This window comes from Geobacillus kaustophilus (genome assembly GCF_000948285.1).
In the GTDB taxonomy this organism is placed as follows: Bacteria; Bacillota; Bacilli; order Bacillales; family Anoxybacillaceae; genus Geobacillus; species Geobacillus thermoleovorans_A.
In genome coordinates this window covers 2,234,494-2,250,634 of record NZ_JYBP01000003.1, presented here as the reverse complement: position 1 = coordinate 2,250,634, position 16,141 = coordinate 2,234,494, and the positions used below count along the sequence as shown (strand labels likewise).

Sequence of the window (16,141 nt, the reverse complement as noted above, 5' to 3'; positions counted from 1 at the left end):
GTCGACAAGCTGAGCCCGGCGTCAGCCGGGCTTTTTCTTGTGCCCATCCCTGCTGCTAGGGGCGAGCATCATCGATATAGCGCCAAAATGTTCCGTGTTTGACGGGCACCCGCTCCACTTTTTGCTTTAGCTGCAGCTTTTTCATTTCCGTTTCCGCTTCTTGGATCGTCCAGTTGTATACAACGGCAACTTCCTGTGTGGCGACGAATTTAAAATGGCTTAAAAATGATTCCAGCGGAGGAGGAGAGGACGGTTCAGGATGGAAGCCGAGCATTTCAGCGATCAATTCGACGTAGATGTCGTACGGATAGCATCCGGAAATTTTAATGCCTTCGTCTTCAATGTTTTCGTTAAACAACACAAGCGTCGGAATTTCATCGACATCCATTTCCGAGGTGATTTTTAAATCGCATTGGAACGCTTTCGCCGCTCCTGGCGAGTGCATGTCGCGCAGAAATTCATCGACATCCAAGCCCGCTTCGACGGCGCATTCGGCGAGCACCGACAAATCAGCGACATTTTGTTTTTCGAGAAAGAGTTGTTCTTGCAACTTGCGCAAAAAGCGAAGGCCAGCCCGCTTTCCTTGCATTTCCGCCGCTTTAATGGCGAGTGATGGAGCGAACGGGCTCGAAATCCGATTTTCCAGCCAAACGCTGCCGTCGCATGACATACCGGTGCGGCAAGCCGCCCACTCCCACGCTTTCGCCATTGCCTCCGGCTTCGTTCCTTTGCGCGCGCTCCATGTCGCCCATGTTCCGCTCAATATGTGCCTTAAGGTAAAAAAACGGCCGTATTCGATCGTCAATTTTTTAATGACTGGTTCAAGCCCCCAGCATTCCGGGCATAAAGGATCAATAAACAAATACAGCTCGAGCGGTTTGTTCGTGTTGCCTAGCGGCTGGGAAGGGTGGCAAGCTGATGTCATCTTCCCAGCAAACTTCTCACTCAAGGGTATGCTCCTTTCTGTCCAGATGATCTGGGGTATTGACCATATGATGGGCGGTGAGCACAAGCCGGTGATAAAACTGTTCCCGCGCCGGCCCGGACAAGCCGATTTCGTCCATGGCCGCCCGCATGCAGGCAAGCCACGCTTCCGCCCGCTTCGGCGTGATTTCAAAGCGGAGATGGCGCGCCCTTAGCATTGGGTGCCCATGCTCCGCCGTGTAAAGCGGCGGCCCGCCTAAATATTGCGTTAAAAATTGCTTTTGCTTGCGAGCGGTTTCCGTCAAATCATCAGGAAAAATGGGATTTAAGTCGGGATGTGCAGCCACGCGCCGGTAAAATGCTTCGACAAGCTTCACAATCGTTTCCTCTCCGCCGATCGCCTCATAAAGAGTTTGCCATTGTTCTCCCATCGCGGATGCTCCTTTTGCTTGAGACTCATTCGTTGTCGTTTGATAGCTATTTTATCAGCAGCACGCATGGATCTCAAACAAAGTGACTCGAGCGCCGCTCGTTTATGTGCGGTAGCTTTTCAACACGCGTTCGACATACGCCCGCGTTTCGGCAAAAGGCGGCATGCCCCTATAGCGGTCGACGTTCCCGGGCCCGGCGTTGTAGGCGGCCAAGGCGAGAGTGATATTGCCGCTGTACCGGTCAAGGAGCTGGCGCAAATATTTTACGCCGCCGTCGATGTTTTGCGCCGGGTCAAGCGGATCGTTGACACCGAGCATTTTCGCCGTGCTTGGCATGAGCTGCATGAGTCCAAGCGCTCCAGCTGGGCTTTTCGCATCGGGACGGAAATTTGACTCATGGCGAATGACGGCGCGGATGAGCTGCGGGTCAACATCGTATTTTTCCGCTGCCGCTGCAATCAAAGCATCGATGGAAGAAGATGGTTGGGTTGCGGTGCCCGCTTCATGTTCGAGCGGGGCGCCGCTATGGCCGGCGGGCGCCGGAGGCTGACCGCTTGAGGAGGCTTGAGGCGCCTCGGCAGATGATTCCTCCCCGCGGCTGAGATATTCGGCAAGCAAGCTTGCAAACAAGGATGGCACGGGCGATGGCAACAGGCTCGAGCGCCCGGATGAGAACGCATTGAGCGCCTGCCATTCAACGAGCAGCTTTAATGGCGAAACGGTCATCGTCTTTCCTCCATTTCCTTCTTGCGGGCGTAAAAGCGGGCGATTTTGTTTGGCGCCGGGCGGCGCGGAATGCCAAGCGCCCCAAGCAGGCGCAAAAACCGCTTTTCACCCGCTTCCACGTGATCCACTTCATATTCAAGTTCGTAATCTTCCCTTTGCAAGTAACGGTTATGGTCAAGGCATAACGTGCCGCCTTCATGCGGCCATTCAGCGCGGTCGGTGACAAGGGAGCCAAAGTAGCGCACCTCTTGTGGATTGACGCCCATTTCCGATAGCAAGACAGCGATCGTTCCGCGCAATGGCGCGCCTGCGAGCAGCGCCTCAGCCTCGGATGGCGTGATCGATTCGTGCGTCTCGAGAAGCGACCCGTCCGCACGTGTTTGTTTCAGCGTCAACGTAAACCGCCCTTCTTTCGCCCGGATGCGAAGCGCCGCCGCCTGCTCTTTTAGAGCGAACGAAGAGGTATCAAAGTAATAGTTTTCCTGGCGGAAGAAAGCCCCATCATCAAGGCCGAAGGCGGCGCGCACAGTCGCGAACTCCGCTGCCGTCAACAAGTTTTTCAGTTCGATTTCAATTTCTTGATGCATCGTGAATCTCCTTCAAGACGGGATAGTCGTCTCCCTCTATTATCAGCTGTTTTTCGGCGAATATCAATTAATTTCGTCTGCATATGGTGAATATGGTAAAATAAAGGGCGGATGGTTGATGCGGAAGGGGAGGAAGCATGAACGAAAAAGTGATCGTTAGGCGGGCAGAGCGAAAGGATGGCCGGCTTTGGCTGCATGTCCATGATGCTCCGATTTCACTCGCCCGCGTGACGCCGAAACGCCATATGCTTGTCGACTCGGATGCATTGGCGTTTGTGTACCTTTTGGAAGCCGATGACTGCTTTTTATATGTCATGGTTCCGAAGCCATGGTGGCCTCAGCTGAAGGAGGCGCTTGACGCCGAGGAGCCGGTCTGGCTTCGATGTGGAGAGAGGACGCTTGAGCTTGAACAGTTTCACGATGAACTGTCTTATTTGCTTGAAAATATCCGTGACAACGCCAACTACGGCGAGACGCTTGAACAGGCGGTGCAAGACGTGTTTTTTGAGTCATAAGCTGGCGGCTTCTCTTTCGGCGCGTTAGAACAGCGAGCGGCCCGGTGAATTCGGCAGATGAGCGGTTCCATCGAGCAACAAGGCAGAGGCGCGGTTGCGCCCTCTTGACTTAAGCCGCGGGAGATTGAAAACATGTAGGCAGGTGGTACGATGGTAAACCATTGGGATTTGTTTTTAGCCCCGTATAAGCAGGCTGTTGAGGAGCTGAAAGTGAAGCTAAGGGGCATTCGCACCCAATTCGAGATGATTGAAGCGCACTCGCCCATTGAGTTTGTCACCGGACGGGTGAAGCCCGTCGCCAGCATTTTGGATAAGGCGCAAAAGAAAAACATCCCGCTCGACCGTCTTGAGGAAGAGATGCAAGATATTGCGGGGCTGCGCATCATGTGCCAGTTTGTCGATGACATTAAGACGGTCGTCGAGCTGTTGCGCCAGCGCAACGATTTTACGATTGTCGAGGAGCGTGATTACATCACGCAAAAAAAAGAGAGCGGCTACCGCTCGTATCATCTTGTCATCCGCTACCCGGTGCAGACGATCCGCGGCGAGAAAAACATTTTGGCGGAGATCCAAATCCGGACGTTGGCGATGAACTTTTGGGCGACGATTGAGCATTCGTTGAACTATAAGTACAGCGGACGTTTCCCTGAGGACATCAAAGTTCGGCTGCAGCGCGCCGCGGAGGCGGCTTATCGCCTCGATGAGGAGATGTCGAAAATCCGCTTTGAAATTCAAGAAGCGCAAGCCGCTTTTTCACGAAAACAAGAGGCAAAAGGAGAAGGACAATGAAACGGACGGACGCGCCGCTCGCATTCGCCATCACATCCAAAGGAGATGACACGTCAAACGCCTTGGCGCAAAAAATGAAAACGTATTTGCTTGATTTTGACTTGCGCTGCGATGAAGAGGAACCCGACCTTGTCATTTCGGTCGGCGGCGATGGAACGCTGTTGTACGCGTTCCATCGCTATTGCCACCGGTTGGACAAGACGGCGTTCGTCGGAGTCCATACCGGCCATCTCGGCTTTTACGCCGACTGGGTGCCGGAGGAACTTGAAAAGCTTGTAATCGCCATTGCCAAGACGCCGTATCAAGTGGTCGAATATCCGCTCCTTGAGGTGACGATTCGCTATCTGAACGGCGGAAGCGAGGCAAAGTATTTAGCGCTCAATGAATGCACGGTCAAATGCGTCAGCGGGACGCTCGTGATGGACGTTGAAATTCGCGGCGACTTGTTTGAGCGGTTCCGCGGCGACGGGTTGTGTATTTCGACGCCGACCGGAAGCACAGCTTACAATAAGGCTCTCGGCGGGGCGATTTTGCATCCGTCGCTGGAGGCGATTCAAGTGACCGAGATGGCGTCGATCAACAACCGCGTGTTTCGGACGATCGGTTCGCCGCTCGTGTTGCCGGCGCACCATACGTGTTTACTCAAGCCGGTCAACCACGTCGATTTTCAAATTACGATCGACCATTTGTCACTGTTGCATAAAGAAGTGAAGTCGATTCAATGTCGAGTAGCCGATGAAAAGGTGCGTTTCGCCCGCTTTCGGCCGTTTCCGTTTTGGCGGCGGGTGCGCGACTCGTTTATTGCCGACTGAGGGAAAGCCAGCCTCCTTGGTTAGGCAACGCTTCCCGTTTGCGGCGAGGTGATGATCTTTTGGCACGGATGACGATTCCGTTGCAGCAGCGCCAAAGAAAAGTAGATGGAACACGATGAGCAAGACGGAGATTTTTTATCAGAAAGGTGACGAACATTGCCGCCGTTTACCATGACCTTTTCCATCGATGAACAGCACGACGGAAAGCTGTTGCGCCAGTTTTTGCAAGAGAACGGCATTTCGCGGACGGCGCTTACCGATATTAAATTCCATGGCGGGGAGCTGTTGGTTGACGGGCGGCCCGTCACCGTCCGCCATGTGCTGCGCGCCGGCGAGACGCTGTCGGTCGTCTTTCCGCCGGAGCGGACAAGCGATTGGATGGACGCAGAAGCGATGCCGCTTGACATTCTGTATGAAGACGATTACGTCCTTGTTGTCAACAAACCAGCGGGATTGGCGACGATTCCGTCGCGCCACCATCCGGGCGGGACGCTCGCCAATGGCTTGCTTCACCATTATCGCCAGCAGCAGCTCGACTCGACCGTCCATATCGTCACCCGGCTTGACCGCGACACGTCCGGGCTCGTGCTCGTCGCCAAGCACTGCCATGTTCATCATTTGTTGTCGGCGTTGCAACAAAAAGGGCACGTTGTGCGCACGTATGAAGCCATTTGCCATGGCGTCATTGTCGAGGATGAAGGGACGATTGACGCTCCCATCGGCCGCCAAGAGGGAAGCATCATCGCACGTGAAGTGCGGGAAGACGGGAAGCCGGCTGTCACTCATTTTCGTGTACTTGAGCGGCTTTATGGCTATACATACGTTTCGCTCCGGCTGGAGACGGGGCGCACGCACCAAATCCGCGTCCATTTGGCTTATCTCGGCCACCCGCTCGCCGGCGATGAACTGTACGGCGGGAGCCGGGAGATGATCGGACGCCAGGCGCTTCACAGCCGGCAGCTGTCGTTTTTTCATCCGTTTGCCGGGCGCTGGTATACATGTTCCGCCCCGCTTCCTGGCGATATGGCGCGCCTGATCGAGGCAATGCGCAGACGAAGTGCTGATTAGGAGAACGTGCGGAACTTTTCGGGAACGAACGGCATCGAGGAAGAAACGGAGACCGTTTCCATTTCCGGATAGCGCAAGGCGGTCAGCGCGCCGCCGAATACACAGCCGGTGTCGATGTTGACCGTCCGTCCGACAAACCGCGGTTTTTCGACCGGCGTGTGGCCATATACAACCCACGCGCTGCCGCGATACCGTTTTGCCCAGTCGCGGCGCACCGGCGTTCCGTCCGGGTTCGTTTCGCCGGTGATGTCCCCATACAGGACGAACGTCTTGACTTGTTTGTCCGTCCGCCCGATATAGTCGTGACGGATGCCGGCATGGGCGATGACAAGGCGCCCCTCATCGAGCACCGCATACAGCGGCGCCTGTTCATACAGACGGATGAACTTGCGGCGGATCATCTCCTGCTCGCTCGGGGGCAAGGCGCGGTACTCCGCGACCGTCGTCTCAAGCCCATGGGCGATTTGCACGTTTCGTCCTAAGAAAAAGCGGTACAGTTTATTGCAATGGTTGCCCGGCACGTAATAGGCGAGGTTCCGCTCGATCAGGTCGCAGACGATTTCGATCATTTTCAGCGATTCAGGACCGCGGTCGGTCAAATCGCCGACAAAACCGAGCTTTCGTCCGTCGGGATGAATCGGCACCCCTTCGTCCCAATGGTAGCCGAGTGTTTCCGTCAATGCGGCGAATTCGCGGAAGCAGCCATGAATGTCGCCGATGATGTCCACCTGCATACATGAGCTCCTTTCTAGCCCGAATCGTTATACTACCAGTATGTCCGTTCGACAAGGAAAAGAAAAGATGAGGCAGCCTTGTTCTATCCATCGAAGGCGCTGTTCAAAAAGCAGCAGCCGCGGCGGGGAGCGGAGCAAAGAAGGATCCTTGGCCCAGGTGACGGCCAAAATAAAGCCGCCTGCCGACACAGCAAGCGGCTTTAGTCATCGCTCGAGAACATAAACTTCCGCGTTCGTGAATGAACGTTTAAGACGAGGCCGATCGCCAGCATATAAGTCGCCAGCGAGCTTCCTCCATAGCTGATGAACGGAAGCGGCAGTCCGGTGATCGGCAAAAGTCCAATCGTCATGCCAATGTTTTGGAACACTTGGAACGTAATCATGCCTGCGACGCCGGCGCATAAATAGCTGCCGTACAAATCGTTGCTCTCCAAGGCAATATGGATCATGCGATAAATGAGCAGGAAAAAGAGAGACACGACGATGCTTGAACCGACAAATCCGAACTGTTCTGAGATGACGCCAAACACAAAGTCTGTGTGCGCCTCCGGCAAATAGACTTGCAAGTTGCCTAATCCTTTCCCATACAGTTCTCCTGACCCAATGGCCATGAGCGAACGGATGAGCTGGAAGCCTTGTTCGTTGGAATATTCATATGGAGCCAGCCAGCCGTAAAACCGGTTCAACTGGTAATCTTCTTTAATAATGTATTTATGGAAGAAATCAGGAAAATAAAAGAAAATGAACACAACGACTGCCACCATTGTTACACCGGATAAGATAATGCCGAAAATGATGCGCCAGCGGATGCCGGAAACGAGCACCAAGGTGGCGGTGATGGCCATAAACACCATCGACATGCCCATGTCTGGCTGCTTGGCGAGCAAAATGAGCGGCGGCAAAACCGCGAGGGCGATTTTCCCGAGCAGCTTAAAATCGTCCCTTATCGTTGGTTCGGGATGTTTTTCCCGATGGTTGACGGTGATGCGGCTTAGGACGATGATCATAAAAATTTTCATCAGTTCGGATGGTTGGAAATTCCCCCCCGGAAGATGGTACCAACTGGTTGCCCCTTTAATCGTCACCGATCCCGGAACGTTCAATTCCAGCCCGAGCAACAGCAGCATCCCGAATCCATACAAATACCAAGCGATTTGAAACAGCCGATCATAGTCAATGATCATCGTCAAGGCGATCACGACAGCGCCGATGGCGTACCATTGCAGCTGTTTCGAAGCGAAGTTGACGTTTTGCAGTTTCTCCGGCAGCATCGGTTCTGCGCTATGAATGGCGATGGCGCTGATAACAGCCATTAAGAATAAAAGAAACAACAAATGATAATCGAGCTTCGACTGGGAAAAACGATCATGATCCATGGAACGATCCTCTCCATTCAAATGTGCCATATACCATATTAGCGAATCGCGCCGGTTTTGCAAAGTGGGAAAAACCGCCGCCAGCATGAAGGAATCGGAAGACAAAAGGGAAGCGTGCATTTACATCGCCCGCCGCATCGCCTATAATAGAATTAACACCTGGTGCTAATAATAAATGATAATTGGGAGGATGAACGAATGGTCTTATCGTTGGAAGGGCGTACATATGTCGTGATGGGGGTGGCGAACAAACGAAGCATCGCCTGGGGCATTGCTCGTTCGCTTCACGCTGCCGGCGCTCGGTTGGTGTTTACGTATGCCGGAGAGAGGTTTGAAAAAGAGGTGCGGGCGCTTGTCGATACGCTTGGGGACGAACGTTCGCTTCTGCTGCCATGCGATGTGGCAAAAGATGAAGACATCGTTCAATGTTTTGCGCAAATCAAACAACAAGTCGGCGTCATCCACGGCGTCGCTCATTGCATCGCCTATGCCAATAAAGAAGACTTGAGCGGTGAGTATATGAACGTCAGCCGCGAAGGCTTTTTGCTCGCCCACAACATCAGCGCCTACTCGCTCACCGCGGTCGCGCGCGAGGCGAAAGCACTGATGACGGAAGGCGGCAGCATCGTCACCCTCACGTACTTAGGCGGCGAGCGCGTCGTGCAAAACTACAACATCATGGGTGTGGCGAAAGCGTCGCTTGATGCGAGCGTGAAATATTTGGCGAACGATTTAGGCAAATACGGCATCCGCGTCAACGCCATTTCCGCAGGACCGATCCGCACGCTGTCGGCCAAAGGGGTGAGCGATTTCAACTCGATTTTAAAACAAATCGAAGAACGCGCCCCGCTCCGTCGGACGACGACCCAAGAAGAAGTCGGCGATGCGGCGCTGTTTTTGTTCAGCGACTTGTCGCGCGGCATCACCGGGGAAATTATTCACGTCGACTCGGGATACCACATTTTAGGATATTAAAAACGTGCGAGCAGCCGTTCCTGTTGATGGAGCGGCTGTTTTTTGCTTGACTTGGGCAATTATTGAGATCATAGGCATACATATATAAGGTAAGGCAAGCATGGAAAGGGGGATTGACGTGCGGAAACAAAACGTTGTGGAGACGGAGCCGTTGCTTTACATTGTGCAGCCAAAAGCGATGCGGGCGGCGGCGCATATGCAAGAAACGTTTATGTGGACTAGCCGAATGCAACAGGAAGAGGAAGGAAGTTCGAGCGATGAACGAGGCGGCGAGGAGGAACCGACTGAATTTTTTGCCAAAAAAGAATTCCAAGCGATGGCGCTTGACGAGCGGCTGGCTTTTTTGACGGAGCTGCCCGCTCATTTGCCGCCGTTGAAATGCCAATTTGTCATGAAGGATAAGAGCTATGAAGGCATATTAAAGAAGTGCACGGCGACCGAGTTGACGATCGCCGATGAACAAGGAAACGAAACGATCATCGGGCGCGCGCAGCTTATGGCGGTGGCGATGATCGGGTTTGTGCAGTAATGCCTTCCCTTTCCTGTGAGGAAGCACATCTTTCTCCGAATGCGTTGCGGCTCTGGGAAAGGGATGGGATGGTTATGGTTTGTTTCCCTCATTTGCTGTGGGATCGTTTTTATTTTGGATATCCGTCATTTTCTTCGTTGGCGATTTTCGATTCGTGTTAGTGTGAACTTGCAATCGTAAAATGTTTGCTGTCATGTTTCGCTTGAGCTTGGTTGCGGTTCCAATGCGTTTTAGGCGACGAGTCCAGCGTTTGTTGGTTGCCGCTTGTAATGGTAAACGATTTTGTGTGGCGGACGATTTGGTTCTGTTTAGGAGCTGGGGCGCTTTTCGCGGATTTGGTTCGCTCTGCCGCAGCTTCTTTTTGTTTGGCTGTTTGTTGATTGTCTTCCATTGATGCAGCCCGCTCTTTTTTGGCTTTTCCCTTTTTCGTTTTGTCGGATGACGCTGCCGCGTTCTCCTTCGAGTGGACGTTTTCTTTTGCATCCGCTTTAGGGGTTGGCAGGTTCAGTTGTTCTGTTGCATCTTCTTTCAGCGGTTCTATTGTCATGCCGGCTGCTTGTTCTTCACTCACTGCAGCTTGTTCTGTTTTCTCCGCCTGCTCCCAAACTTCCAATAACTCGGAAGCTACCCGTTCCCAATTATACATCGAAACTGCAAGCTGCCGGCCTTTTTCTCCCATTCTTCTCATCCATGATGGATTCGATAATATTTGGGCAATCTTGTCGGCAAAATCACTCGGGTCCCCCGGATTTTCGACGATAAGGCCGTTTTCATTGGCGACAATGACTTCCGGATTGCCGCCTCTCGCGGTCGTGACGATCGGAAGGCCCGCTGCCATGGCCTCGTAGTGGACGCGCGCCAACGGTTCCTGCCATTGCGAGGTGCATACGAACAAATCGGCTGCCGCAAACCAATTTTGGATTTCATTCGGTGCGACAAAGCCTGTCGTGACAATGGGGACAGGCATTCGCTTCGCCAGTGCTCTTACATATGCGACATAATCCGTCATGTCATTTTCGCTAAACCAGTTGCTCCCGACAATCACCAGGGCTAAGTTTTTAAATTTTTTTGCCAGCTCCGGCAATGCTAGAAGGAGTTTATCGACCCCTTTATTACGCGACAGCCTTCCGGCGAACAAAATAACCGTTTTGTTTTCCAATCCATGCGCACGCCGAATGTCATCGCGTATTTTCTGCATTTTCGGATGATTCCCCGGCAAAAATCGTTCGCTGTCTACTCCAGAATAAATCGTGCGCAATTTTGGCGATGCTTGCGGATATAGACTTCGGATGACATTGCCAATATAATCGCTCACGGTTACGATGTAGGCCACTTCTGCGATGGCCGCCGCTGCTTCTTCTGGATCGATTTTTTCCGGTTGAAACATATCATTGTGCATACTTAACGTTATTTTGGCGTCGGGAGCTGCCTGCCGGACGGGCAGAACAAGGCGGGGGCGGTTAAAGATATGGATGAGATCGAATTTGTTTGCTGCCACATAACGAACAACGTTTTCTCGGTATATTTCAAATATTTTTCCCGGCACGCGCACGTAGTGAACGCCATGGATCGTTTCTTGCTCGGGAAGCGCCGAATCGCTGATGCCTAAAACGGTGATATCATGGAATTGGCTTACATGTGCAAGAATGCCGGAAATATATGTTTGAATGGCTCCGCCGAGTACAGGGGGAACGGGGAGTTTTTCTGTGCAAACCATCAAAATCCTCATATTTATCCCACTCCTTTCCATTTATGTTCGATTTCTGCCAATACAGACCACTTTGACTGGTCGGTTTCGACAATCGTTTGAATGAGCTGTGCGGTTTGTTCATTGAGAAACATGTCCGGTTCATAGACAATTTCTTTTATATTTTTGTAAAATTCGTTTGGCATGGCCAAGTCAATCATCAAAAGCTCGTATAGTTCAGGCGTTATGGGGTTTGCTTCATAGTACGCTAGAATCATTTCCCGCACCCATGTTGCATCCCATTTGTATAAATCTGCCATTGTACCGCTGATGAGTTTTCGTAAATCCCGAATCGGAAGGTCAAAGGCAACTCCGTCGAGATCAATAATCCACATTCCGTCCGCTCCCATTTGGCCGTTGGACCAACCGTAGTCTTGGTGAACCAATCCCCAATGAGCCGTTCCTTGCTTGACGAATTCGACATAGCTGGATTGCTGAAATCGTTCCATGCCTTTTCGCGCCTGTTCTTCAAATCGATCAACGGCATCGAATAACGGCGCGCTTGCCGGCATTTCAGGGTAGTATTGGGCAATGTTGCGAAACCAGCTCATTTTCGTGATCATTTTTTCATAGTTTTTTGGCCATTTGTGCAGCCGAGAAGCCATCTCTGCCTGCTTCGGGGGGATGTACCCTTTGCTTAGCCGATGGAATTCGCCAAGGGCATAACAAAGCTTTCTTGCTCCTTCCAAATCCTTTGCAACCGGCGTCAACGGTTCAATCCATTCCGCCACAAACCATAGTTTTCCTCCCGCTTCTACATAATTTTTTCCGTCCTTTGTTTTGACAATCGGCGGCACTCTTGCTTTGCGCACTTCTGCCAAGTATTCCTGTGCGCCGAGGCTGAATAAACTTCTCGTCGGTCTTCGGTGCAATAGCTTCAAACTTTTCGGGCCTGATTTTGTTTCGAGTTTCCAAATGGCTCCTCCTTTGTCTGGTTTTGTTGTGATGATTTGCATGTTTTGAACGGATAAATCGTAGTTTTTCAGCACTTCCTCTGCCAGCTGGATAATATACTCAGGAACGAAAAATTCATGGGTCGTTTCATCGACGAGCCATGGCTCAATCACGATGTTCTTCACGCTATCCCTCCTGTCGGGTATTGGGGAATGGACGAAGCGAAATAGGTGTGATTGCTACTAGGATATGTATGGAGAACGAAATTGGACTGGGTAAGCTTATTAACTTATTAGGATCTTTCTCTATGATCCTGAGGCTGACGGCGTTCGCTGCGGAGGAAGCATATCCACAGGGATGCAATGGAAAAGAAGTGGAATTGTTGGTTTCAGAGAAACAAGAAAAAGGCTGTCCCGAAAATACTTTCTCTTAGACAGCCCTTATTGGTTTGGGGAAAGGGAGGAATAGGCTTCGATATAAACCGTTTCAAGCCGCTTAGCCACATGGTGGAATTGAAATTGCTGTTCAACGAGCGTTCGTGCCTTTTTCGCCATGGTTTCCGCTTCGCGTCTGTTCGTAAGCATGTAATCAATCGCTTCAAAAAAAGCGTGCGGGTTTTGGTAGTCATCGATGACAAAGCCGGTTTCGCCGTGGCGGACGATTTCGGTGTTGCCGCCGCGGTTGGTCGTCACGACCGGAATGCCTGCCGCCATCGCCTCATAATGGACGCGGGCGAGCGGCTCGTGCCATTGCGAGCTGCATACAAACACATCGGCCATTAAGAGCAGTTTGGGAATATGACTGTGCGGGACGTAATTCGTAAACAGAACGCGATCGGCCATCGGCGCCGCGAGCTCGTGAAGCCAGTCGATGTATTCGCTTCGTCCGGTGTCGCCGAACCATTTTCCGCCGACGATGACAAGCGCTGCCTCGGGATGGCGAGTCAAAAGGGAGGGCAGACATTGAATCAGCAAATGCGGTCCTTTTGTTTTGCTGAGTCGGCCGAGAAAGAGAACGACTTTCTTATCGGTGAGTCCGTACGCTTCGCGTTCCGCTTGGCGGATGCGCCTGCCTTCTTCCGTCCAGACGGGGATGTATTGGGAAGCATCGACTCCGGAATAAACGACTTTTACTTTCTGAGGATCGATTGGGTAACGGTTTGTCACCGTCCGTTTGATGTATTCACTGACGGCGGTCAGCAAGGTGCAGGCGTCTAGCGCCCGCTTCGCCTGTTCTGCTGTAATTTTCAGCGGGGAAAACATGTCGTTATGCAGGCTTAGCACAAAGGCGCTTTGCGGAGCCGCCGCTTGGTAATCGATGAGCGGAACAGGACGATTGAAGACGTGGACGACATCGAATTTGTGCGCGGCCAACGCACGTGCCACATCCGTTTCATACGTGGCTTTTGGAAAACGGATGTAGCGGATGTCTCCGTCTGTCTCTTCAGGCGGCAAAAGCGGATCAGCGATCGAAAAAATCGTCAGTTCGTGGCGGCGAGCGATCAATGGAGCAATCCCATCGATCATCATTTGAATGGCCCCGCCCCGCACTGCCGGGGCGGGCAGCTTTTCTGTGCAGATATAGGCAATTTTCATGAATGTTCACCCTCATACAGCGAACGGATGTATTCGATCTCTTTTTGAAGGCCGTCTTTAAGCGTTACAACCGGCTTGTACCCGAGCAGCCGCTCCGATTTTGTCAAGTCGGCCCACGTTTGTTTCGGCTCTCCGCGGGCGGCGGGGGTGTACTGAATGATTGCTTGTTTTCCCGTCAGCGTTTCCAGCAGACGGATCACCTCATTGACCGATGCTCGTTCTTTTCCGCCGATATTGATCGTTTCTCCAATGACGCTATCCCGATCGAGCGCGGCGATCGTTCCATCAACGCAGTCAGAAATATAGGTGAAATCGCGCGCTTGTGTCCCGTCGCCGAACACGGTGAGCGGCTGGCCGTCGAGCAGCTGGCGGATGAAGCGGTGAAACGACATGTCCGGGCGCTGGCGCGGGCCATAGACGGTGAAATAGCGCAAAATGACGATCGGTACGGCGAACTCGCGAAAATAGACGCGGCATAAATGTTCGCCGGTGAGCTTCGTAATGCCATATGGGGAGAGCGGGGTCGGTTCAAGCGTTTCCGACAACGGGCCGCCCCGCTCGCCGTAGACGGATGAGGTCGAAGCGTAGATGAACCGTTTGAGCGGCCGGTCTTTGCACGCCTCAAGCAACCGCTGGGTAGCGGAAATGTTGTGGGCAGCATAGGCGGCAAACTCCGTCCCCCAGCTCGTTCGCACGCCGGGCATGCCGGCTAAGTGGTAGACCGCTTCGACGTTTTGCAGCAAGGACTGCAAATCGGCTGTCAGCAAATCCAGCTTAAGAAAGGTAAACCGCGGATGAGACTGCAAATGGGCAATGTTGTTCGCCTTTAGCGGCGCTGGCGTCGGTCCGAGAAAGCCGTCGACGCCAATCACATGATGCTCGTCGTTTTTGAGCAGTTTTTCGCATAAATGGGAGCCGATAAATCCGGCCGCACCGGTGACGAGAATGTTCACGGGCGCCCCACCCCCATGTAGCGCAAACCGCTTTGTTCGACTGCATGGCGATCCAAACAGTTTCGACCGTCAAACACGAGTGTCCCATTCATCGCCGCTTTCACTTGCCCCCAGTCAAGCGTGCGGAATTCGTCCCAATCGGTGGCGATGACCAAGCCATCCGCCCCTTGGATCGCTTCGTGCACCGACTGGACTTGTGTGACGCGGGCGAGCGGCTCCGAGAGCGTTGCCTTTGGGTCGTAGGCGGCAACCGTACAGCCGTTTTCACTCAATCGGCGGATGAGCGCTTCAGCGGGGGAAAAACGCGTATCATCTGTATTCGGCTTAAAGGCGATGCCAAGCACGGCGATTTTTTTGTCCGTCAATGGGGCAAGTTGCTCATTGAGTTTTTGGAAGCAAACGTCAAGCTGGGTGGCGTTGACGGTCTGCACTGCCTTCAGCAAATGCGGCTCCACTTGGCGCGAGCGCGCCGCATGTTCGAGCGCTTTGATATCTTTTGGAAAGCAAGATCCTCCATAGCCGAGGCCGGCCCGCAAAAAGTGTGGGCCGATGCGCGGGTCAAAGCCGATCCCGAGGGCGATGTCATTGACATCGGCGGCAAACGCGTCACAGATGCGTGCCATTTCGTTAATAAAGGAAATTTTGGTCGCCAAAAACGCGTTGGAAGCGTATTTGATCAGTTCCGCGCCGGCCAGGCTCGTGATGACGTAGGGAGCGTTGATTCCGGCATACACCGTCTGCATGACGGCAAGCGATTGGTCATCATCCGGTTCGAGTCCGACGACGATTTTGTCCGGGTGAAACATATCGTAGACAGCCGACCCTTCGCGCAAAAACTCTGGGTTGGATACGATGCGGAACAACTGCGGTTTCACTCCTTTGCGGATGAGCTCGGAGCGCATCCATTCATTCGTCCCCGGCGGGACGGTGCTTTTCGTGACGATCGTTTTGTACGATTCGATCGTCGCTGCCAAGCGGTCGAGCACCGCTTCAATATAGCGTAAGTCGGTGCCGCCGTCGGGCCGCGGCGGGGTGCCGACACATATGACAACGACGGCCGCCCGTTTGATATCATCCCAGCGGCCGCTGAACGTCAGATTATGATAGTTTTTGACAATCAATTCTTCGAGCCCCGGCTCATAAAACGGAATTTCTCCGTTATGGAGCAGGCGGATTTTCCGTTCATCATGCTCAATGCAATGCACTTCATGCCCAAGTTCAGCAAGGACGGCTGCGGTGGTCAGTCCGACATAGCCAGCGCCGATGATGCAGATGTTCATGCTAATAGGCCTCCTTCGTGAAATCTCCGGCTTTTATAGCGTATTAACAGACAAGCGCGGTTTGCTACATGGCAAGCGCCTAAAACGCTGGAAATGAAGCACCCTATTTTCGTTGGACAACCTTTCCCGTCATTCGAAAGCGAATACGATAAGGATATAAAAAAGAGAAGGTGGGAAAGCGGTGCTCAAAAAAGTGATTATCTCTT

The 16,141-nt window shown here is 52.8% G+C and carries 17 protein-coding genes; 6 read left to right on the top strand and 11 right to left on the bottom strand.

Going from position 1 to position 16,141, the window contains the following annotated elements; translation table 11 throughout:
* Window positions 1-55: 55 nt before the first annotated feature.
* The 4 genes from spxH to LG52_RS11605 all read right to left on the bottom strand — a co-directional run bounded on the left by spxH (window position 56) and on the right by LG52_RS11605 (window position 2,668).
* Window positions 56-949: a ClpXP adapter protein SpxH gene (spxH, locus tag LG52_RS11620; RefSeq protein ID WP_044732051.1), complete on the bottom strand. Its 894-nt coding sequence runs from the start codon at window positions 947-949 to the stop codon at window positions 56-58.
* Window positions 942-1,355, bottom strand: a complete 414-nt coding sequence (locus LG52_RS11615) for a globin (protein ID WP_044732050.1) — start codon at window positions 1,353-1,355, stop codon at window positions 942-944. Before LG52_RS11615 ends, spxH begins: the two co-directional genes overlap by 8 nt.
* A 102-nt stretch (window positions 1,356-1,457) precedes the next feature.
* Entirely contained in the window at window positions 1,458-2,081 is a 624-nt protein-coding gene (locus LG52_RS11610) for a lytic transglycosylase domain-containing protein (RefSeq protein WP_044732049.1), read from the bottom strand.
* Entirely contained in the window at window positions 2,078-2,668 is a 591-nt protein-coding gene (locus LG52_RS11605) for a CYTH domain-containing protein (protein ID WP_044732048.1), read from the bottom strand. The genes LG52_RS11610 and LG52_RS11605 overlap by 4 nt, the downstream gene beginning before the upstream one ends.
* A gap of 137 nt (window positions 2,669-2,805) precedes the next feature.
* Here LG52_RS11605 and LG52_RS11600 point away from each other — a divergent pair, with 137 nt between their 5' ends.
* From LG52_RS11600 to LG52_RS11585, 4 genes are all read left to right on the top strand, one after another.
* Window positions 2,806-3,183 (top strand): hypothetical protein, encoded by a 378-nt coding sequence (locus tag LG52_RS11600; protein ID WP_044732047.1) that lies wholly within the window; start codon window positions 2,806-2,808, stop codon window positions 3,181-3,183.
* 150 nt (window positions 3,184-3,333) lie between these two features.
* Window positions 3,334-3,972, top strand: a complete 639-nt coding sequence (locus LG52_RS11595) for a GTP pyrophosphokinase (RefSeq protein WP_044732046.1) — start codon at window positions 3,334-3,336, stop codon at window positions 3,970-3,972.
* Window positions 3,969-4,784, top strand: a complete 816-nt coding sequence (locus LG52_RS11590; RefSeq protein WP_044732045.1) for an NAD kinase — start codon at window positions 3,969-3,971, stop codon at window positions 4,782-4,784. The genes LG52_RS11595 and LG52_RS11590 overlap by 4 nt, the downstream gene beginning before the upstream one ends.
* 156 nt (window positions 4,785-4,940) lie before the next feature.
* Window positions 4,941-5,852, top strand: coding sequence for an RluA family pseudouridine synthase (locus tag LG52_RS11585; RefSeq protein ID WP_044732044.1), 912 nt, complete (start codon window positions 4,941-4,943; stop codon window positions 5,850-5,852).
* Here LG52_RS11585 and prpE read toward each other — a convergent pair.
* On the bottom strand, window positions 5,849-6,586 hold the full coding sequence (gene prpE / locus LG52_RS11580) for a bis(5'-nucleosyl)-tetraphosphatase PrpE (RefSeq protein ID WP_044732043.1): 738 nt from the start codon (window positions 6,584-6,586) through the stop codon (window positions 5,849-5,851). The genes LG52_RS11585 and prpE overlap by 4 nt on opposite strands.
* 200 nt (window positions 6,587-6,786) lie before the next feature.
* Window positions 6,787-7,962, bottom strand: a complete 1,176-nt coding sequence (locus tag LG52_RS11575; protein WP_044732042.1) for an FtsW/RodA/SpoVE family cell cycle protein — start codon at window positions 7,960-7,962, stop codon at window positions 6,787-6,789.
* 198 nt (window positions 7,963-8,160) lie between these two features.
* Between LG52_RS11575 and fabI the strand changes: the two genes are divergently transcribed.
* Window positions 8,161-8,937, top strand: a complete 777-nt coding sequence (gene fabI / locus LG52_RS11570) for an enoyl-ACP reductase FabI (protein ID WP_044732041.1) — start codon at window positions 8,161-8,163, stop codon at window positions 8,935-8,937.
* A gap of 118 nt (window positions 8,938-9,055) precedes the next feature.
* Window positions 9,056-9,466, top strand: coding sequence for a CotO family spore coat protein (locus LG52_RS11565; protein WP_044733231.1), 411 nt, complete (start codon window positions 9,056-9,058; stop codon window positions 9,464-9,466).
* 157 nt (window positions 9,467-9,623) lie between these two features.
* Here LG52_RS11565 and LG52_RS11560 read toward each other — a convergent pair whose 3' ends face one another.
* From LG52_RS11560 to LG52_RS11540, 5 genes are all read right to left on the bottom strand, one after another.
* Window positions 9,624-11,195 carry a glycosyltransferase family 4 protein gene (locus LG52_RS11560; protein WP_044732040.1) on the bottom strand — a complete coding sequence of 524 codons (1,572 nt, stop codon included), beginning with the start codon at window positions 11,193-11,195 and terminating at the stop codon, window positions 9,624-9,626.
* A 2-nt stretch (window positions 11,196-11,197) separates the two neighbouring features.
* A complete protein-coding gene (locus tag LG52_RS11555) occupies window positions 11,198-12,292 on the bottom strand; it encodes a CotS family spore coat protein (protein WP_044732039.1) in 1,095 nt (364 codons plus the stop codon).
* Window positions 12,293-12,547: 255 nt separating this feature from the next.
* Window positions 12,548-13,702, bottom strand: a complete 1,155-nt coding sequence (locus LG52_RS11550) for a glycosyltransferase family 4 protein (protein WP_044732038.1) — start codon at window positions 13,700-13,702, stop codon at window positions 12,548-12,550.
* Window positions 13,699-14,655, bottom strand: coding sequence for an NAD-dependent epimerase/dehydratase family protein (locus tag LG52_RS11545; RefSeq protein ID WP_044732037.1), 957 nt, complete (start codon window positions 14,653-14,655; stop codon window positions 13,699-13,701). The genes LG52_RS11550 and LG52_RS11545 overlap by 4 nt, the downstream gene beginning before the upstream one ends.
* Window positions 14,652-15,935 carry a UDP-glucose dehydrogenase family protein gene (locus LG52_RS11540; protein ID WP_044732036.1) on the bottom strand — a complete coding sequence of 428 codons (1,284 nt, stop codon included), beginning with the start codon at window positions 15,933-15,935 and terminating at the stop codon, window positions 14,652-14,654. The genes LG52_RS11545 and LG52_RS11540 overlap by 4 nt, the downstream gene beginning before the upstream one ends.
* Window positions 15,936-16,141: the final 206 nt, after the last annotated feature.